The sequence below is a fragment of the Nonomuraea sp. NPDC049649 genome, assembly GCF_040675175.1.
Lineage (GTDB): Bacteria > Actinomycetota > Actinomycetes > Streptosporangiales > Streptosporangiaceae > Nonomuraea.
The window spans coordinates 392587-409319 of sequence record NZ_JBFAOH010000002.1 but is presented as its reverse complement, the minus strand read 5'-3'; the positions used below and the strand labels follow the sequence as shown (position 1 = coordinate 409319).

The 16733-nt window shown below is 72.2% G+C and carries 14 protein-coding genes; 8 read left to right on the top strand and 6 right to left on the bottom strand.

The genetic code is table 11. The features are described from left to right. Positions 1-86 precede the first annotated feature (86 nt). Positions 87-1973: an ABC transporter ATP-binding protein gene (locus tag AB0J42_RS05145; RefSeq protein ID WP_364289053.1), complete on the top strand. Its 1887-nt coding sequence runs from the start codon at positions 87-89 to the stop codon at positions 1971-1973. On the opposite strand, the gene AB0J42_RS05140 is transcribed toward AB0J42_RS05145, so the two are convergent. Next, positions 1945-2829 (bottom strand): sulfotransferase, encoded by an 885-nt coding sequence (locus AB0J42_RS05140; RefSeq protein ID WP_364289051.1) that lies wholly within the window; start codon positions 2827-2829, stop codon positions 1945-1947. The genes AB0J42_RS05145 and AB0J42_RS05140 overlap by 29 nt on opposite strands. Positions 2830-2880: 51 nt before the next feature. Between AB0J42_RS05140 and AB0J42_RS05135 the strand changes: the two genes are divergently transcribed. Further along, the gene (locus tag AB0J42_RS05135; RefSeq protein ID WP_364289049.1) at positions 2881-3774 is read left to right on the top strand and encodes an LD-carboxypeptidase; all 894 of its coding nucleotides are present in this window, start codon (positions 2881-2883) and stop codon (positions 3772-3774) included. Positions 3775-3814: 40 nt separating this feature from the next. Then, positions 3815-4678, top strand: a complete 864-nt coding sequence (locus tag AB0J42_RS05130) for a hypothetical protein (protein ID WP_364289047.1) — start codon at positions 3815-3817, stop codon at positions 4676-4678. Position 4679: 1 nt separating this feature from the next. On the opposite strand, the gene AB0J42_RS05125 is transcribed toward AB0J42_RS05130, so the two are convergent. Further along, positions 4680-6443 carry a glycoside hydrolase family 15 protein gene (locus tag AB0J42_RS05125; protein WP_364289045.1) on the bottom strand — a complete coding sequence of 588 codons (1764 nt, stop codon included), beginning with the start codon at positions 6441-6443 and terminating at the stop codon, positions 4680-4682. Between the two features lie 35 nt (positions 6444-6478). After that, positions 6479-7096 carry a hypothetical protein gene (locus AB0J42_RS05120; RefSeq protein WP_364289043.1) on the bottom strand — a complete coding sequence of 206 codons (618 nt, stop codon included), beginning with the start codon at positions 7094-7096 and terminating at the stop codon, positions 6479-6481. A gap of 63 nt (positions 7097-7159) precedes the next feature. Here AB0J42_RS05120 and AB0J42_RS05115 point away from each other — a divergent pair, with 63 nt between their 5' ends. Further along, positions 7160-8590 carry a PLP-dependent aminotransferase family protein gene (locus AB0J42_RS05115; RefSeq protein WP_364289041.1) on the top strand — a complete coding sequence of 477 codons (1431 nt, stop codon included), beginning with the start codon at positions 7160-7162 and terminating at the stop codon, positions 8588-8590. Between the two features lie 18 nt (positions 8591-8608). Here the strand turns inward: AB0J42_RS05115 and AB0J42_RS05110 are convergent, their stop codons facing one another. Next, positions 8609-9223: a trimeric intracellular cation channel family protein gene (locus AB0J42_RS05110; RefSeq protein ID WP_364289039.1), complete on the bottom strand. Its 615-nt coding sequence runs from the start codon at positions 9221-9223 to the stop codon at positions 8609-8611. Between the two features lie 10 nt (positions 9224-9233). After that, positions 9234-10748: an oligopeptide:H+ symporter gene (locus AB0J42_RS05105; protein WP_364289037.1), complete on the bottom strand. Its 1515-nt coding sequence runs from the start codon at positions 10746-10748 to the stop codon at positions 9234-9236. Positions 10749-10856: 108 nt separating this feature from the next. On the opposite strand from AB0J42_RS05105, the gene AB0J42_RS05100 reads away from it, so the two are divergent. The 4 genes from AB0J42_RS05100 (at position 10857) to AB0J42_RS05085 (ending at position 15459) form a co-directional block, all read left to right on the top strand. After that, positions 10857-12692: an AMP-binding protein gene (locus AB0J42_RS05100; protein ID WP_364289035.1), complete on the top strand. Its 1836-nt coding sequence runs from the start codon at positions 10857-10859 to the stop codon at positions 12690-12692. Between the two features lie 69 nt (positions 12693-12761). Further along, the gene (locus AB0J42_RS05095; RefSeq protein WP_364289033.1) at positions 12762-13559 is read left to right on the top strand and encodes a hypothetical protein; all 798 of its coding nucleotides are present in this window, start codon (positions 12762-12764) and stop codon (positions 13557-13559) included. A gap of 113 nt (positions 13560-13672) precedes the next feature. Then, entirely contained in the window at positions 13673-14167 is a 495-nt protein-coding gene (locus AB0J42_RS05090; RefSeq protein ID WP_364289031.1) for a hypothetical protein, read from the top strand. A 128-nt stretch (positions 14168-14295) separates the two neighbouring features. Next, positions 14296-15459, top strand: coding sequence for a histidinol-phosphate transaminase (locus AB0J42_RS05085; RefSeq protein ID WP_364289029.1), 1164 nt, complete (start codon positions 14296-14298; stop codon positions 15457-15459). An 81-nt stretch (positions 15460-15540) separates the two neighbouring features. Here AB0J42_RS05085 and AB0J42_RS05080 read toward each other — a convergent pair whose 3' ends face one another. Further along, positions 15541-16560 (bottom strand): CAP domain-containing protein, encoded by a 1020-nt coding sequence (locus tag AB0J42_RS05080; protein ID WP_364289027.1) that lies wholly within the window; start codon positions 16558-16560, stop codon positions 15541-15543. Between the last annotated feature and the right edge of the window lie 173 nt (positions 16561-16733).

Here is a 16733-nt window from a genome sequence, read left to right as displayed (position 1 = left end):
CGGCGGCGGTTTCGCCTTGAGCTGATCAGGGAATCGGCGGACGGCCCGGAGACGCTTAGCTGGGGGAGTGGAGGGATGTCCCCTATATGTCGATGATGGGCGGGGGCTTCGGCCCCGGTGTCTGGGCGTCGCTGCGGCGCGACGGCTCGGTGACCAAGCAGCGGCTCGCACCCGGCACGGTGCGGCGGATCGTCGGCTACGCCCTGCCCTACCGCGGGCAGATCGCCGCGTTCCTGCTGCTCGTGGTGGCGGGTGCGGGCATCGTGGTGGCCAACCCGCTGCTCATGAAGGCCATCATCGACGACGGCATCATCCCCGGCGACACCGGCCTGGTGATCGCCCTTTCGGTGGCGATCGCCGGGCTGGCGCTCGCCGACGCCGCGCTGACGCTGGTGCAGCGGTGGTTCTCCGCCCGCATCGGCGAGGGCCTGATCTACGACCTGCGCACCGAGGTCTTCGACCACGTGCAGCGGATGCCGGTCGCGTTCTTCACCCGGGCGCAGACCGGCGCGCTGGTGTCCCGGCTCAACACCGACGTGATCGGCGCCCAGCGGGCGCTGACCACCACGCTGTCGTCCGTGGTCGCCAACGTGGTCAGCCTCGTGCTGGTGCTCGGCGCCATGCTCGTGCTGTCCTGGCAGGTGACGCTGATCGCGCTGGTGCTGCTGCCGATCTTCATCGTGCCCGCCAAGTGGGTGGGCCGCCGCATGTCGGCGCTGACCCGCGAGCAGATGCAGCTCGACGCCGAGATGAGCAGCGTCACCACCGAGCGCTTCAACGTGGCCGGCGCCATGGTGGCCAAGCTTTACGGCCGCCCCGAGGACGACGCCGCCGTCTTCGGCGAGCGGGCCGCCCGGGTGCGCGACATCGGAGTGCGGGTCGGCATGTACGGCACCGTGTTCCGGGTCGCGCTCGGCCTGGTCGCCGCGCTGGCGACGGCCCTGGTGTACGGGGTCGGCGGCGTGCTGGCCGTGTCCGGCGCCTTCGAGCTCGGCACGCTCGTCGCCCTGGCCGCGCTGCTCATGCGCCTGTACGGGCCGCTCACGTCGCTGTCGAACGTGCACGTCGACGTGATGACGGCCCTGGTCAGCTTCGACCGGGTGTTCGAGATCCTGGACCTCAAGCCGATGGTGGCCGAGCGGCCGGACGCCCGGCCGGTGCCCGGGGGCCCGGTCACCATCGACTTCGACGACGTGCGCTTCCGCTACCCGTCGGCCGAGGAGGTGTCGCTGGCGTCGCTGGAGTCGATCGCCAAGGCCGACAACGGCCCGTCCCCGCAGGTGCTCGACGGCGTGACCTTCACCGCCGCGCCCGGCAGGCTCGTCGCCCTGGTCGGCCACTCCGGCGCCGGCAAGACGACGATCACCTCGCTCGTGTCCCGGCTCTACGACGTCACCGGCGGGGCGGTCCGGATCAACGGCCTCGACGTGCGCGAGGCCACGCTCGCCTCGCTGCGCGAGACCGTCGGCGTGGTCACACAGGACCCCCACCTGTTCCACGACACCATCGCGGCCAACCTGCGCTACGCCCGGCCGGACGCCACCGAGGAGGAGATGTGGGCGGCGCTGCGGGCCGCGCAGATCGGCGAGCTGGTCGAGGGGCTGCCCGAGGGGCTGGAGACGGTGGTGGGCGAGCGCGGCTACCGGCTGTCCGGCGGCGAGAAGCAGCGCCTGGCGCTGGCCCGGCTGCTGCTCAAGGCGCCCCGCGTGGTGGTGCTCGACGAGGCGACCGCGCATCTGGACTCGGAGTCGGAGGCGGCCGTGCAGCAGGCGCTCAAGACGGCGCTGGCGGGCCGCACCTCGCTGGTCATCGCGCACCGGCTCTCCACCATCCGGGAGGCCGACGAGATCCTGGTCGTGCACGAGGGCCGGATCGCCGAGCGCGGGCGTCACGAGGAGCTGCTGCGGAAGGGCGGGCTCTACGCCGAGCTCTACCGCACCCAGTTCAGCTCTTCAGGTAGCCCAGCCGGGTGAGCTCCTCGCGGGTCACCTTCTCCACCAGCTCGGCGTCGGCCGAGCGCAGCCGGGTGCGCCAGCCGCCCACCCGGGGCGCCGCCGCCCCGTACAGGGCCACCTTCGGCACCCGCGTGCCCAGGAACTCCGACAGCCTGGCCGCCTCCCGCGCCGGGTCGCGCGCCAGGTCCTCGTAGCGGACCGTGATGAGCTGCTCCTCCGGCAGCTCCTTGCGCAGCGCCGCGTTCAGCCGCACCGCGCTGCGCCAGCGCAGCGCGCACTTGCCGGCCACCGGCATGGTCTTCCACCGGTCGCGGTGCTCGTCGCGGTTGACGCCGAGGAACGCGTTGGGGAACTCGGTGTCCTCCGGCAGCATGACGGGCTTGAACCAGGCCAGGCAGGCCGGGTCGCCGAGCATGTCGGCGGCCACGTCCCGGCCGTCGCGGATGAGCTGCACGATCCGCGCGTCGGGGAAGGCGCGCAGCAGCACCGGCGCCGCGTAGAGCAGGTCGGGGCTGGCGTCGCCGAACCTCGTCACCTCGCCGGTCGCCACGCACGGGCCGGTGCTGGTCACGCCGCCCGCCTCGCGGCAGACGTCCGAGCAGAGCCCGCACGAGCCGTCGAGCACCTGCCACGACTCGGCGAGCGCGTCGCGTATCACCCGCACCGCGCCCGAGGTGCGGCCGATCGACGGCCGCCGGGCGAAGGCGTAGACCACGTGGGCCACGCAGGCGCGGCCGGTCGTCAGGTGGAACCCCGGCGCCCGTTTGAGGGCGCGGGCCACCAGGTCCGTGCCCGAGTGCGGGGCGCCGACCAGGAACACCGGCCTGCGGACCTTGATGCCGTTGACCACGAGGATGTGGGGCGGAAGTCGCATAGGAGAGGTAAGTGTGACACCGTTTCCCGGGTGATTGAGACACCTGGATTCTTGCATCATGACGCGACCGTCGCCGTCGTGGCCCCCTCGGGTCCAGTGGACGCCGCCGCGCTCAGGCGCGGGGTCGAGCGGCTGGAGGGGCTCGGCATGAAGGTGGTCGTCGGCCAGCACGTGTTCGACCGCCAGGACCTGCCGTACCTGGCGGGGACGGACGCGGCGCGGGCGGCCGACCTCCAGGCGGCGTGGTGCGATCCTGCGGTGTCGGCGGTGTTCTGCGCCAGGGGCGGCTACGGGGCGGGCCGGCTGCTGCCGCTGCTCGACTGGGACGCGATGCGGGCGGCCGGGCCGAAGGTGCTGGTCGGCTCCAGCGACATCACCGCGCTGCACCGGGCGTTCGCGGTGGAGCTGGGCGTGCCCACGCTGCACGGCCCGATGCCCGGCAGCGCGCTGCTCGGCGGCGAGGAGGGTCCCGAGCCGGACACCCTGGCCCATCTGCGGGCGGCGCTGACCGGGGCCGCCGCGCCGGTCACCGGCGACCGGGTGCTGGTGCCCGGCCGGGCCGAGGGGGTGCTGAGCGGGGGTAACCTGTCGCTGCTCGCCTCGCTCTGCGGCACGCGCTACCAGCCGTCGTTCGCGGGCGGGATCGCGTTCCTGGAGGACATCGGCGAGGAGCCCTACCGCGTCGACCGGATGCTCACCCAGCTCTTGCAGGCGGGGGCGTTCGAGGGCGTGCGGGGGATCGCGCTGGGCTCCTGGGTCGACTGCGGCGACCCGTATCCGGCGCTCCGCGACCGGCTGGCGCCGCTCGGGGTGCCGGTCGTCGCCGGGCTTCCCGCAGGCCATGGATCACCCCAGATGAGTGTGTGGCTTGGGGCTCTTGGTGCTATTGATACCGAATCGTGCTCCCTGACGGGCCCGTACTGGAACGAGAGCCAGGCAAGGTAGGAGAGAAAAGGGACAAATCCGACAGAAAGGGACATGGCGCGTGCCATCCTTTCCACGTGACCGGGAGCCCTCGCGCCGGTCAGCCGAGGACGTCGACCTCGACTCGCTGCTGGCGCTGGTCACCGAGTCCCTCGGGTACACCTGCGTGTTCGCGCCGGACGGCGCCTCCCTGACCATGCGCGGGCCCCGGGAGATCCGGGTCCGGCTCGCCGGGCTGCGCAGGGAGGCGGGCCGCCGGGCCCGCGAGGACTGGCCGACCCTGGTCTCCGAGCACCTCGCGCACGCCGTCTCCGGCGACCCGCTCGACTACTGCGACCTGGACCAGGTCCGCTCCCTGCTGACCACCCGCGTGGAGTCGGCCGACGAGGTGGCCGACCCCGCCCGGGTCGTCGGCCGGCACCTCAACGGCGACCTGCTGGAGATCCTCGCCGTCGGCGACCGCCCGGTGCGGCCCGAGGAGGCGGGCTGCTGGCCGCTGCCCGCCGCGCGGGCGCTGGAGCTGGCCGTGTCGAACGTGCGGGTCGGCGAACGGCTGACCGTCGAGTCGATCGAGCTGTCCGGCACCCCAGTGACCCGGCTCACCGCGGCCACCCCGGCCGCCGCCACCCACCTGCGCTGGCTGGACGACTATCTCCCGGTGCCGGACGACGGGGTGCTCGCCGTCCTGCCCGACCCGTACACCCTGCTCGTCCACCCGGTCCACGGGCTCGGCGTGGTCCGGGCGATAGAGCGGCTGCGCGTGCACGCCGCCCGCACCGGCGGGCTGAGCTCGCAGGTCTACTGGTGGCACGACGGGCGGCTCGCGCTGATAAGGGCCGACATCGAGCTGCGCAGCGGCCACACCAGGCTGGTCGTGGCCCCGCCGCCCGAGTTCGCCCGGGTGCTGGCGAGGCTGGCCGCCTAGATCACAGCAGTTTCGTCAGCGCCCGCGCGGCGTGGATCAGCGGGACGTGCGAGAAGGCCTGCGGGAAGTTGCCCACCTGCCTGCCGTAGCGCGGATCGTACTCCTCCGCGAGCAGCCCGACGTCGTTGCGGAGCGCCAGCAGCCGCTCGAACAGCTCGACCGCCTCGTCCTTGCGCCCCTGCATGGCCATCACCTCGACCAGCCAGAAGCTGCACGCCAGGAACGCGCCCTCGGCGCCGGGCAGCCCGTCGACGTCGTTGTCCTCGGCCACCGGGTAGCGCAGCACGAAGCCGTCGGCCATCAGCTCCTTCTCGATGGCCGCGACCGTGCCGGTCACCCGCGGGTCGTCGATCGGCAGGAACCCGACCATCGGCATGAGCAGCAGCGACGCGTCGAGCTCGCGGGAGCCGTAGGACTGTGTGAAGGTGTTGCGGGCCGGGTCGTAGCCCTTGTCGCAGATCTCGGCGTGCATCTTGTCGCGCACCGCCCGCCACCGCTCGACCGGCCCGGTGCGGCCGAACCGCTCGACGTACTTGACCGCGCGGTCGAACGCCACCCAGCACATCATCTTCGAGTGCACGAAGTGGCGGCGCGGCCCGCGCACCTCCCACAGGCCCTCGTCGGGCTCGTCCCAGTGCTCCTCCACGTAGTCGAGGAGCTGCCGCTGGATCGACCAGGCCCGCTCGTCGGGGGTCAGCCCGGAGGTACGGCCGAGGTACAGCGAGCTCATGACCTCGCCGTACACGTCGAGCTGGAGCTGGTTGACCGCCTGGTTGCCGATCCGGACCGGGCGGGAGCTCTCGTAGCCGTCGAGCCAGTCGAGCTCCAGCTCGGGCAGCCGGCGCTCGCCCGCGACCCCGTACATGATCTGCAGGTCCTGCGGGCGGCCGGCGATCGCGCGCAGCAGCCACGCCCGCCACGCGGCGGCCTCGTCCAGGTAGCCGGCGCCGATCAGCGCGTCGAGCGTCATGGTGGCGTCGCGCAGCCAGCAGTAGCGGTAGTCCCAGTTGCGTACGCCGCCGATGTCCTCCGGCAGGGAGGTGGTGGGGGCGGCCACGATGCCGCCGGTGGGCGCGTAGGTGAGCGCCTTGAGCGTGATCAGGGAGCGGATCACGGCCTCCCGCCACGGCCCCTGGTGGCTGCAGGTGCTCACCCAGTCGTGCCACATGGCCTCGGTCTGGGCGAGCTGGTCCTCGCACTCGATCTGGGGCGGCATCGGCTGGTGGGAGGGGTGCCAGGTGAACACGAACGGCATCCGCTCGCCCGCCTTCACCTCGAAGGTCGCCTCGTGCGCGTAGTCGCCGCCGCGCAGCGGGATCGGGGAGTGCAGCCAGACCGAGTCGGGCCCGCCGACCGCCTGCAGATGGCTGCCGTTGCGGCGCATCCACGGCACGATCCGGCCGTAGTCGAAGCGGACCCGCAGCTGGGTCGACATCTCGACGGTGCCGGACACGCCCTCCACGATGCGGACCACGTCGGGGTTCACGTCACGCGGCGGCATGAAGTCGATCACCCGGACGGTGCCGGTGGGGGTGTCCCACTCGCTCTCCAGGATGAGTGTGTCGGGCCGGTAGCGGCGCCGGTCGGCCATCGGCCTGCCGGTCGGGCCGAGCCACCAGTGGCCGTTGCGGTCGTCGCCGAGCAGACCGGCGAAGCAGGCGGGGGAGTCGAACCTGGGCAGGCAGAGCCAGTCGATGGAACCGTCCCTGCCGACCAGTGCCGCCGACTGCATGTCACCGATGAGCGCGTAGTCCTCGATCCGCATGGCTTGACACTAGCGTCTGCCGCGGCTGCTCCGGCTCACGTGTGCCGGACCGGGGACAGCGGGAACCAGCGGGTGAAGAGCTGGGTCAGCGGGCCGATGGCGAACGCGAAGGCGATCGTGCCCAGCCCGGCGGTGCCGCCCAGCAGCCATCCGGCGGCGAGCACGGTGACCTCGATGAGGAACCGGCTCAGCCGCACCGACAGGCCGAGCCGCATCAGGCCCGTCATGATGCCGTCGCGCGGGCCCGCCCCCATGCCCGCGCCGATGTACAGGACGGTGGCCAGCGCGATGGAGGTCACGGCGAGCGCGACGAAGAGCCAGCGGAGCAGGAGGTGGTCGGGCGTGGGCAGCAGGTGGAGTGAGACGTCGGCGAACACCCCTACGAAGATCACGTTGCTGATCGTGCCGAAGCCGGGGCGCTGCCGGAGCGGGATCCAGGCCAGCATGACCAGCGCGCCCACGATGATGATCATCGTCCCGATGGACAGGCCGGTCAGGAGCGCGGCGCCCTGGTGGAACACGTCCCAGGGGCCGTTGCCGAGGCCGGATTCGATCTGGAGCCCGATGCCGGTCCCGTAGAGCGCCAGGCCGCCGTACAGACGTGTGAGGCGGGCGGGCAGGGAGCCGGTGTGCGTGACGGTCGCTTCTTTCATGGTGTCTCCACCGTGCCATGTCCCCGGGTTGCCCCTACAGGGCCAATCCGCGAAAGTGGCCTCATGCGTCATCTGTCGGCCGGTCAGCTCGCCCGGCTCGTCGGCGCCGGACCCCGGGAGCGGCCCTACTACCGGGCGTTCGCCGACGCCGTGCGCGCCGCCGTCCTGGACGGGCAGATCCCGGTCCGGGTCCGCATGCCCGCCGAACGCGACCTGGCCCGGGCGCTCGGCGTCAGCCGCACCACCGTGACCGCCGCCTACGACCTGCTGCGCGAGCGCGGCTTCCTGGAGAGCCGGCAGGGCGCCGGGAGCTGGACCGCGCTGCCCGACCCGGCGCTCACCCCCGACAACCCCTGGCTCGCCGTCGACGGCGACGGCCTCATCCAGCTGCACGCCGCCGCCCCGCCCGCGCCGTCGGCGCTGCGCGCGGCCATGACCGAGGCCGTCGAGGAGATCCCCCGGTACGGCATGGGCAACGGCTACCACCCGCTCGGGCTGCCCGTCCTGCGGGAGCGGATCGCCGCCCGCTACACCGAGCGCGGCGTGGCCACCCGCCCGGAGCAGATCCTCGTCACCACCGGCTCCCAGCACGCCATCGAGGTCGTGCTCGGCGCGCTCGCCGCCCCGGGCGACGCGATCCTGGTGGAGTCGCCCACCTACCCGCACGCCGTCGACTCCGTTCGCCGGCGCGGCGCCCGGGTAGTCTCCACCGGCGTCTCCGCCGACGGCTGGCACGAGGACCTGGTCTCCGGCGCGATGCGGCAGGTCGGCGCCCGGCTCGCCTACCTGATGCCCGACTTCCAGAACCCGACCGGCGCGCTCATGGACGACGCCACCCGCTCGGCGGTCGCCGCCGCGGCCCGCCGCTCCGGCACCCTGCTGGTCGCCGACGAGACCTGGGCGGAGCTGGCGCTGGACGAGGTGCCGCGGACCGCGCCGATGGCCGCCTTCGACACCGGCGGCCGGGTGATCAGCATCGGCTCGGCGTCCAAGCTGTGGTGGGGCGGGCTGCGCATCGGCTGGATCCGCACCACGGCCGCGCTGGCCCGCCGCCTGGCGGCGCACCGGGCGTCGGTGGACATCGCCAGCCCGGTGCTGGAGCAGCTCGTCGTGGCCGCGCTCTTCGACCGGCTGGAGGAGACCCGGCAGGAGCGCCGCCGCGCGCTGCGCGCCTCACGGGCCACGCTCGTCGCCGAGCTGCGCGAGCACCTGCCGGAGTGGCGGTTCACGGTGCCGCCCGGCGGCGGCACGCTCTGGATCCGGCTCGACTCCGGTTCGGCCGTCTCCCTCGCCGAGGCCGCCGCCTGTCATGGCGTACGGATCGCGCCCGGCCCCTGGTTCGGCCTGGAGGGCACGCTGGAGGGTTACCTGCGGCTGCCCTTCACCCAGCCGCCCCAGGTGCTGCGGGAGGGCGTCGCCCGGCTGGTGACGGCACGGCGGCTGGGCCGCACCGGCGCGGTCCGGGCGCCCGACGCGCTGAGCCCAGTCGTCTGAAACAGGGTCTGGGCAGGTCTAGGGCTCCCTGCGGACGCCGCGGGCCAGCGGGGCGCGCCAGTTGAACCGCATGGCGGCGATCCGCAGCACGAAGGTCAGCACGGCCGCCCCGAGCGCGACCGGCCAGCCCTTCAGCCCCGCCGCGTCCATCGCGGCCAGCGCCCCCGACCCGACCATGGTGGGGACCGCGTACAGCTGCCGGTCGTGCAGCAGCGTGGGGATCTCCCCGGCCAGCACGTCGCGCAGCATGCCGCCGCCCACCGCGGTGGTGACGCCGAGCAGGGCGGCGTGCAGCGGGCTCAGCCCGTACAGCAGCGCCTTGGCGGTGCCGACGGCGCAGAACAGGCCGAGCCCGGCGGCGTCCAGCACGAGCAGGACCGGCATGACGCGGGTCACGTGCGGATGCCAGAAGAACACCACGGCCGTCGCCGCCAGCGGGACCAGCACGTAGCCCAGGCTCAGGAACGCCGTGGGCGTGACGTTCAGCACCAGGTCGCGCGCGATGCCGCCGCCCAGGGCGGTGATCTCGGCCAGCACCGCCATGCCCACCACGTCCAGGCGCTTGCGCACCGCCATCAGCGCGCCGGTGAGCGCGAAGACGAAGATGCCGGCGAGGTCGAAGAGTTCTGCCACGCAGGACTGTCTACCGGATCGGCGGGGCCACCGGGTCCGGGTGCTCGGCCATCATGGCGCGCAGCTTCCGGGTGAAGACGAGCAGCGCCAGCCCGGCGGCGATCGCCATCGCGGCCAGCAGCAGGTAGTAGAGCGGGTCCGGCAGCACGGCCCCGAGGCGCCCGGTCTGGCCGCCGACCGCGTCGCCCACCGACACCGCGATGAACCAGACGCCCAGCATCTGCCCCTTGAACGCGTGCGGCGCCAGCTTGGTCGTGACCGACAGCCCCACCGGGCTGATCGCCAGCTCGCCGAAGACCTGCACCAGGTAGACCAGCACCAGCCACCACACCGACACCCGGCCGCTCTCGGCCAGCCGGGCCGCGAACGCCATGACGACGAAGCTCAGCCCCACCATGACCAGCGCGAAGCCGAACTTCTGCGAGGTGGTCACCCGGTCGCCGAGCCGTACCCAGAGCGCGGCGAAGACCGGCACGAAGATCATGATGAGGAGCGGGTTGAACGCCTGGGTGGTGGCGGCCTGGATGGGGATGCCCGACAGCGACAGGTCGATGTTGTTCTGCGCGAAGAACAGCAGCTTGCTCGGCGCCAGGTCGTAGATCATCCAGAAGATCGCGGCGGCGGCGAAGAGCCACATGTACGCCTTCATCCGGGTCCGCTCGTCCTCGGTCAGGCCGTGCGCGCCCAGCATGATGTAGCCGAAGTAGAGGACCGGCACCGCCAGGATCACCGCCGTCATCACCGCGGTGAACCGGCCCAGCGTGAACGTGCCCGTCGCCGCCCACGCGCCCAGCGCCAGCACCGCCCCGGTGACTCCGGCCGCCGCGATCAGCCCGTACCTCCGCAGCTCGTGCGGCGGGAGCGGCTCACCGGGCCGGTCGCCGGTGCCGCGCAGGCTGACCCGCCCGCCGATCACGTACTGCAGCAGGCCGAGCGCCATGCCGACGGCCGCGGCGCCGAAGCCGAGATGCCACCGGTCGCCCTCCGCCAGCCGCCCGACCACGATCGGCGCAAAGAACGCGCCCAGGTTGATGCCCAGGTAGAACAGCGAGAACCCGGCGTCGCGGCGCGCGTCGGCGTCCTCCGGGTACAGCTTGCCCACCATGACCGAGATGTTCGGTTTGAGCAGCCCGGTGCCCAGGACGATCAGCAGCAGGCCCAGCCAGACGAAGGCGGGCGAGGGCACCGGGACGGCCATGCTGATGTGGCCGCACATGATGACGAACCCGCCCCAGAACACCGACCGGCGCGCGCCCAGGATCCGGTCCGCGACCCACCCGCCCGGCAGCGCGACCAGGTAGATCAGCGCGCCGTAGATGCCCACCACGGCCTGCGCGGTCTCCTCCGACAGGCCCAGCCCGTCGCGGGCGGGGGAGGCGACCATGAACGTGGCCAGGATGGCGCGCAGCCCGTACCAGCTGAACCGCTCCCACATCTCGGTGCCGAACAGCGTCGCCAGCCCCCAGGGCTGGCCGAAGAACGTCCTGCCGCCGTCGGTCATGCCATCTCCGGTCACGTCTCGCATGGGAATCATCACTGTACGTGACGAGTTCTCCAGGCACTTGCCGCTACCCGCGCCGTGTGGTGCGATGCATCCCAGCCTTGCAAGTGATTACTGACTGGAGGCAGGTCCATGGCCGACGTCCTCGAGGTACGGGCGGAGATCGAACGCTCGATCGCCGGGCTCACCCTGTGCGAGCAGCTGAGAAAGGCCGCCGAGCAACACCCGGACGCTCCTGCCTACTCCGACCCGGACGGCGACGGCTGGTCCACCCTCACCTACGCCGAGGCCAGGCGCCGCGTGCTGGAGATCGCGGCCGGCTTCGCCGCCCTGGGGCTGGAACCCGGCGACGCGGTCGCGCTCATGATGGTCAACCGGAGCGAGCACGTCCTCGCCGACCTGGGCGCCGTGCACGCGGGCGGCGTCGGCTGCACCATCTACAGCACCTTCGCGCCCGAGCAGGTCGCCTTCGTCGCGGGCGACGTCAACGCCAAGATCGCGGTCATCGGCGGGCCCGCCGAGCTGGCCCGCTGGGAGCCGTCGCTGGACGAACTGCCGGACCTCCGCAAGATCATCATGCTGGAGGGGGCGCCGGACGGCGACCGGTTCATGTCCTGGCAGGACTTCCTCGACCTGAGCCGGGCCCGGCTGGAGGAGGACCCCGCCGACATCGACGCCCGCTGGCGGGCCGTCACCGCCGACGACCCCGTCACCGTCCTCTACACCTCCGGCACCACCGGCCAGCCCAAGGGCGTCCCGCTCACCCACCACAACGTCTTCTACGAGGTGGCCTGCACCGACCGGATGGCCAACCTGCCGACCGAGGGCACCCAGATCTCCTACCTGACCTACGCGCACATCGCCGAGCGGGTGCTGAGCCTCTACCTGCCCCTGGTCAAGATCTCCCACGTGTACTTCTGCACCGACCTGGCCAACCTCGGCACCGTGCTCGGCCAGGTCCGGCCGGTGCTCTTCTTCGGCGTGCCGCGCGTGTGGGAGAAGATGATGGCCAAGCTCCTCGCGGTCCTGTCCACCCAGCCCGAGGAGCAGCAGGCCGCGGTCCGCCAGGCCATGGCCGCCGGCGTCGCCTGGGTGGAGGCCGGGCAGTACGGCCACACCATGACCCCCGAGATCCAGGAAGCGTACGAGAAGGCCGACAGCTCGCTGCTGTCGATCGTCCGCGGCATGATCGGGTTCGACCGCGCCAAGTGGACCGCCACCGGCGCCGCGCCGCTCCCCGCCGAGGTGCAGCGCTTCTACGCCGGGCTCGGGCTGAAGGTCATCGACGTGTACGGGATGACCGAGACGACCGGGGCGTTCACCGGGAACGCCCCGACCTGCTACCGCCTGGGCACGGTCGGCCGGGCCGAGCCGGGTGTCGAGGTCCGCCTTGCCGAGGACGGCGAGATCCTCACCCGCAGCCCGCTCGACACCACCGGCTACCTCAACCGGCCCGAGGCCACCGCCGAGCTCATCGACGCCGACGGCTGGCTGCACACCGGCGACATCGGCACCGTCGACGAGGACGGCTTCTACCGGGTGATCGACCGTAAGAAGGAGCTGATCATCACGGCCGGCGGGGAGAACATCTCGCCCGCCGAGATCGAGAACCACCTCAAGGAGCACCCGCTGATCGGCCAGGCGCTCGCCTACGGCGACCGGCGGCCCTACCCGGTGGCCATCCTCACTCTCGACGGCGAGATCGCCCCCGGCTGGGCCCAGTCGCGCGGCATCGCCTACGGCACGCTCGCCGAGCTGGCCGAGCACCCCGACGTGCTGAAGGAGGTGGCCGCCGCCGTCGAGGCCGCCAACGCCAAGCTGGCCCGGGTGCAGCAGGTCAAGAAGTGGGCGCTGCTCGGCACCGAGTGGACGCCCGAGACCGAGGAGCTGACGCCCAGCCTCAAGCTCAAGCGGCGGGTGGTGCACAGCAAGTACGCCGACCTGATCGAGAGCCTGTACACCGATTAGACCGTTTTTGCCATCAGAGGCGTGTGTCGTGGCCCTGGTCGTGACCGGGCGGTTCCTACCGTCTTGCGCATGACCAGATGCCTTCTTCTCGCCTCGCTCACGGCGGCGGCGCTGGGCGCGCCGGCCCCGGCGTCCGCCGCCGTCCCGGACGAGCCCGTCATCAGGGAGATCGACATCCGTCCCGCCGCGCCCGTCGTCGGCCCGTCGGACTCGGTCCGCCTGGTGATCGACGTGGTCGCCAAGGGGGTGCGGGGACGGCAGGGGGTCGTCGTCGAGGTCGAGCCCGGCCCGCCGCCCGGCCCGCTCCTGGAGGACAGGCGCCCGCCCGCGGAAGAAGAGGAAGAGGACTGGTCCGGCCCCGGCCCCGCGCCGTTCGGGGAACCGGACGAGATCTGGACCAGCGAGCCCAAGTGGGGCCGCGCCGAGCCCGGCGGCTGGGAGACCTGGCGGTTCCTGCCCGACAAGCGGCTCAACCGCTTCTACCCGGCCGGCACCTGGACGGTCGCCGTGACCGCGCGCGGCGCCGGGGGAGCGGAGGTCACCGAGTACGCCGCGTTCGAGCTCAAGCGCGAGACCCGGCTGACGTCGGTGCGGGCCGGGCACCACGGCGGGGGCCTGCGGCTGAGCGGCCGGCTCAAGCGGCTGGACCCGCGCGGCCTGGCCGCGTTCACGCCGTTCGGCGGGCAGCGGGTGGCGATCCAGTGGCGCCGGGACCCGTCGGCGGAGTGGGAGACGGTCACCGGGACCACCACCGACTCCGGCGGCCGGTTCTCCCGCACCGTGGGCGGCCGTCCGGGCGAGTGGCGCGCCTACTTCCCCGGGACCAGGAAGTACGCCGCGGACGCCGCCCGGCCGCGCGCGTCCTGACGCCGCCGTTGCCCAATCGTGACCGGATTTACCGCAACTTTTCCTGACCTTTGTGCGTCTTTGGCGTTGACACGCCCTGTCCGGGGCGCGTCAAGCACGGGGAAGGATTTTTCATGTTGCGACGACTCGCCGCCGGAGCGGCGGCGGCAGCGATGGGCGCCGCGGTGCTCGCGGGCGCGGCCACCCCGGCCGTGGCCGACTCCGGGGGCCGCACCAGCCTCCAACTCGACGTCACCCCCGAGCCCGCCTGGCGGGGCAAGCCGCTGTCGGTCACGGGCAAGCTGTCGGTGAAGTGCTCCGAGGACTACATCGAGGGCTTCGTCTCGGTCCACCACGCCGACCACTGCGACACGAGCGGCTCCTGGCACCGCCTCGGCTGGAAGCGGATCGCCATCCTCTTCCAGCCGGCCGGCAGCAGCGGGTGGCAGCACGTCGACACGGTCAAGACCCGCCGTGACGGCTCGTTCCACACCAAGGTCCGGGCGCGCACGTCCGGCACCTGGCGCGCGGTCTTCCAAGGCTCCCGCCACCTGGCCTCCGCCGAGGACACCGACTGGGTGAAGGTCGTGGGCCACCGCCACCACCACCGCAAGCACCACCGCCACTGATCGAGTGACGGCCTCGCCCGGTCCCTGCCAGGGGCCGGGCGATCTACGTTGTAAAGGCGCTGAACCCGCACACCCGGCCGCGCGTACCTCCACACGTTCCGTCTCATGGGCCGTCTCATGGAGGTTTCGTGGAGCTCGGCAGTCTGCGTGCCCAGGCGCACAGTCCCTCGTACTTCTCGTTGCTGCGCGACTCCGACGGCCGGCGCCCGCCGGTGGACTTCTGCATCCCCTGCAACCCGTACTTCCCCACGCCGGAGATCTTCGAGCACCTGGGGAAGAACCTGGAGACGATCCTCAAGTACTATCCCAGCGGCGCCGGCACCATCACCGCCGAGCTGGCCGCCACGATGGGGCTGCATCCCAAGACGGTGGCGATGGGCAACGGCTCCACCGAGCTGATCACCTGGATCGACCACCTGCTGGTGCGGGAGAGCCTGGCCGTCCCGATCCCCACCTTCGGCCGCTGGACCGACCAGCCGCTGGAGACCGGCAAGCGGGTCGACATGTACCCGCTGCAGGAGAGCCGCGGCTTCGCGCTCAACGTCAGCGACTACGTGTCGTTCATCCGTACCCGCGGCTCCCGCGTCGCGGTCATCTGCAACCCGAACAACCCCGACGGCGGCTACCTGCCCAAACACGAGGTGCTGCACCTGCTCGACCAGCTCATCCACCTCGACCTGGTGATCGTGGACGAGTCGTTCGGCGACTTCGTGGACGCCGAGCCCTACCCCGGGGTGGCGGCGGAGGCGGCGGTGCGGCCGAACGTGATCGTGCTGCGCAGCCTCGGCAAGAACTTCGGGCTGCACGGCATCCGCTTCGGCTACCTGGTCGCCAACCCGGCGCTGACCGCGAAGATCGCGGACGCGCTGCCCAAGTGGAACCTGAACTCCTTCGCCGAGGTGGTCGTGTTCATGCTGAGGCAGTGCATGGGGGAGTACCAGGAGAGCCTGCGCCGCCTGGCCCAGGACCGGCGCGCCATGCACCACCAGCTGTCGTGCATGCCGGACCTGACGGTCTTCCCCTCTCAGGGCAACTTCCTGCTGGTGAAGCTGCCGTCCGGGTTCGACGGGGTGCCGCTCCGCGACCACCTGCTCACCGAGCACGGCGTGTACGTGCGGGAGTGCGGCAACAAGCTGGGCACCACCAGTCAGTTCCTGCGCCTGGTGGTGCGGCCCCAGGAGGACGTGCGGCGGCTGCTGGTCGGCATGACCCAGTTCCTGTACTCGGGGAGCCTGCACGAGGTGCCGGTCATCGGGCTGCACCACCGCCGCCCGGACTCGCTGCCGGCCTAGACATGCCGCGGCGCCCCGCCGTGGGAGTAGCGGGGCGCCGCGGCTCTCCTCCACACGCCGCGTGAGGAGAAGATCTTCAGGTCAGCGGGCGGCGAAGTTCTGGGTCCAGTAGATCTGGCCCGAGGAGTTCTTCACGGCGCCGACGCCGATCAGGGTGTACGAGCAGTTCATGATGTTCGCCCGGTGGCCCGAGCTGTTCATCCAGGCCTTGACCACGTCGGCCGGGGTGCGCTGGCCCATCGCGATGTTCTCGGCCCAGCCGCGGCCGCCGGTGAAGCCGGCCTGGCGGATGCGGTCCATGAACGTGCGGCCGTCCTGCGAGGTGTGGCTGAAGTAGCCCTTCTTGGCCATGTCCGCGGAGTGCCCGGACGCGGCCTGGTGCAGCTGCGGGTCGTGCTTGAGCGGCTGGCAGCCGCCCTTGGCCCGCTCGGCGTTGGTCAGGCGGACGACCTCGTTCTCCTCGGCCGTGCCGACCGTGCCCGGCGTGCTGGTCGGCACGGGCTGCGGGGCCTGCGTCGCCGTGCGGGTGGGGCTGGGGGCGGGCGGCGGCGGGGTGGTCGTGGTGCGGGTCGGGACCGGCTGGGGCCGGTTCGTGGCCGTCACGGTCGGCTGGGGCCTGCTGGTCGCCGTCGTGGTCGGAGTGGGCCGCGGCCGGCTGCTCGCCGTCACGGTGGGGGCCGGCTGCGGCCGCTTGGTCGAGGTCGCGGTCGGCGCGGGCGCGGGCAGGTCGCACTTCTTCACCCGCAGGGCCCGGGACTTGCCCGTGTTGCCGCGGTAGTCGGTGGCGACGGCGTAGTAGGTGCCCGGCGCGCACGGCATCGCGATGGTGACGCGGGGGCGGCGGCCCCGGTCGGCGCCGCTCTTGAGCACGCGGTCCTTCCCGGGCACGGCGCGCAGGATGCGCACCCGTACCATGCCGGGCCGGTAGCAGTCGCGCAGCGAGGCGGTCGCCTTGATCTTGCCGTCCTCGGTGAGGCGCGGCTTGGCCACGGAGACGCGGCAGGCCGGCTGGGACACCGTCGCGGCATGCGCCGTGGCGACCGGTGCCGAGAGCGCGGCCGCGCTCACGAGGCACGCGAGTACCCCTAAGGGTCTACGCATGGGGGGTTCCCTCCAGTTTGCGGTAGACGCTGGATGGAATCCGCATTCTGTCGAGTCCTGCTCAGGTTTGTCCCCGAAATCCGGATATTGGGGTAAACCTAAGTGGCTCCTGAAGCGTCTAGGCTCCTCCTGGTACGGGGGTGCCTAAAGGGAGATACGGCGATTCGCGGGGT

Bases quoted from the DNA above. Each gene is read 5' to 3' on its own strand.
- AB0J42_RS05145 (WP_364289053.1), top strand. From the start codon at position 87: ATGTCGATGATGGGCGGGGGCTTCGGCCCCGGTGTCTGGGCGTCGCTG.
- AB0J42_RS05140 (WP_364289051.1), bottom strand. From the start codon at position 2,829: ATGCGACTTCCGCCCCACATCCTCGTGGTCAACGGCATCAAGGTCCGC.
- AB0J42_RS05125 (WP_364289045.1), bottom strand. From the start codon at position 6,443: ATGCGGATCGAGGACTACGCGCTCATCGGTGACATGCAGTCGGCGGCA.
- AB0J42_RS05120 (WP_364289043.1), bottom strand. From the start codon at position 7,096: ATGAAAGAAGCGACCGTCACGCACACCGGCTCCCTGCCCGCCCGCCTC.
- AB0J42_RS05115 (WP_364289041.1), top strand. From the start codon at position 7,160: ATGCGTCATCTGTCGGCCGGTCAGCTCGCCCGGCTCGTCGGCGCCGGA.
- AB0J42_RS05105 (WP_364289037.1), bottom strand. From the start codon at position 10,748: ATGCGAGACGTGACCGGAGATGGCATGACCGACGGCGGCAGGACGTTC.
- AB0J42_RS05100 (WP_364289035.1), top strand. From the start codon at position 10,857: ATGGCCGACGTCCTCGAGGTACGGGCGGAGATCGAACGCTCGATCGCC.
- AB0J42_RS05095 (WP_364289033.1), top strand. From the start codon at position 12,762: ATGACCAGATGCCTTCTTCTCGCCTCGCTCACGGCGGCGGCGCTGGGC.
- AB0J42_RS05090 (WP_364289031.1), top strand. From the start codon at position 13,673: ATGTTGCGACGACTCGCCGCCGGAGCGGCGGCGGCAGCGATGGGCGCC.
- AB0J42_RS05080 (WP_364289027.1), bottom strand. From the start codon at position 16,560: ATGCGTAGACCCTTAGGGGTACTCGCGTGCCTCGTGAGCGCGGCCGCG.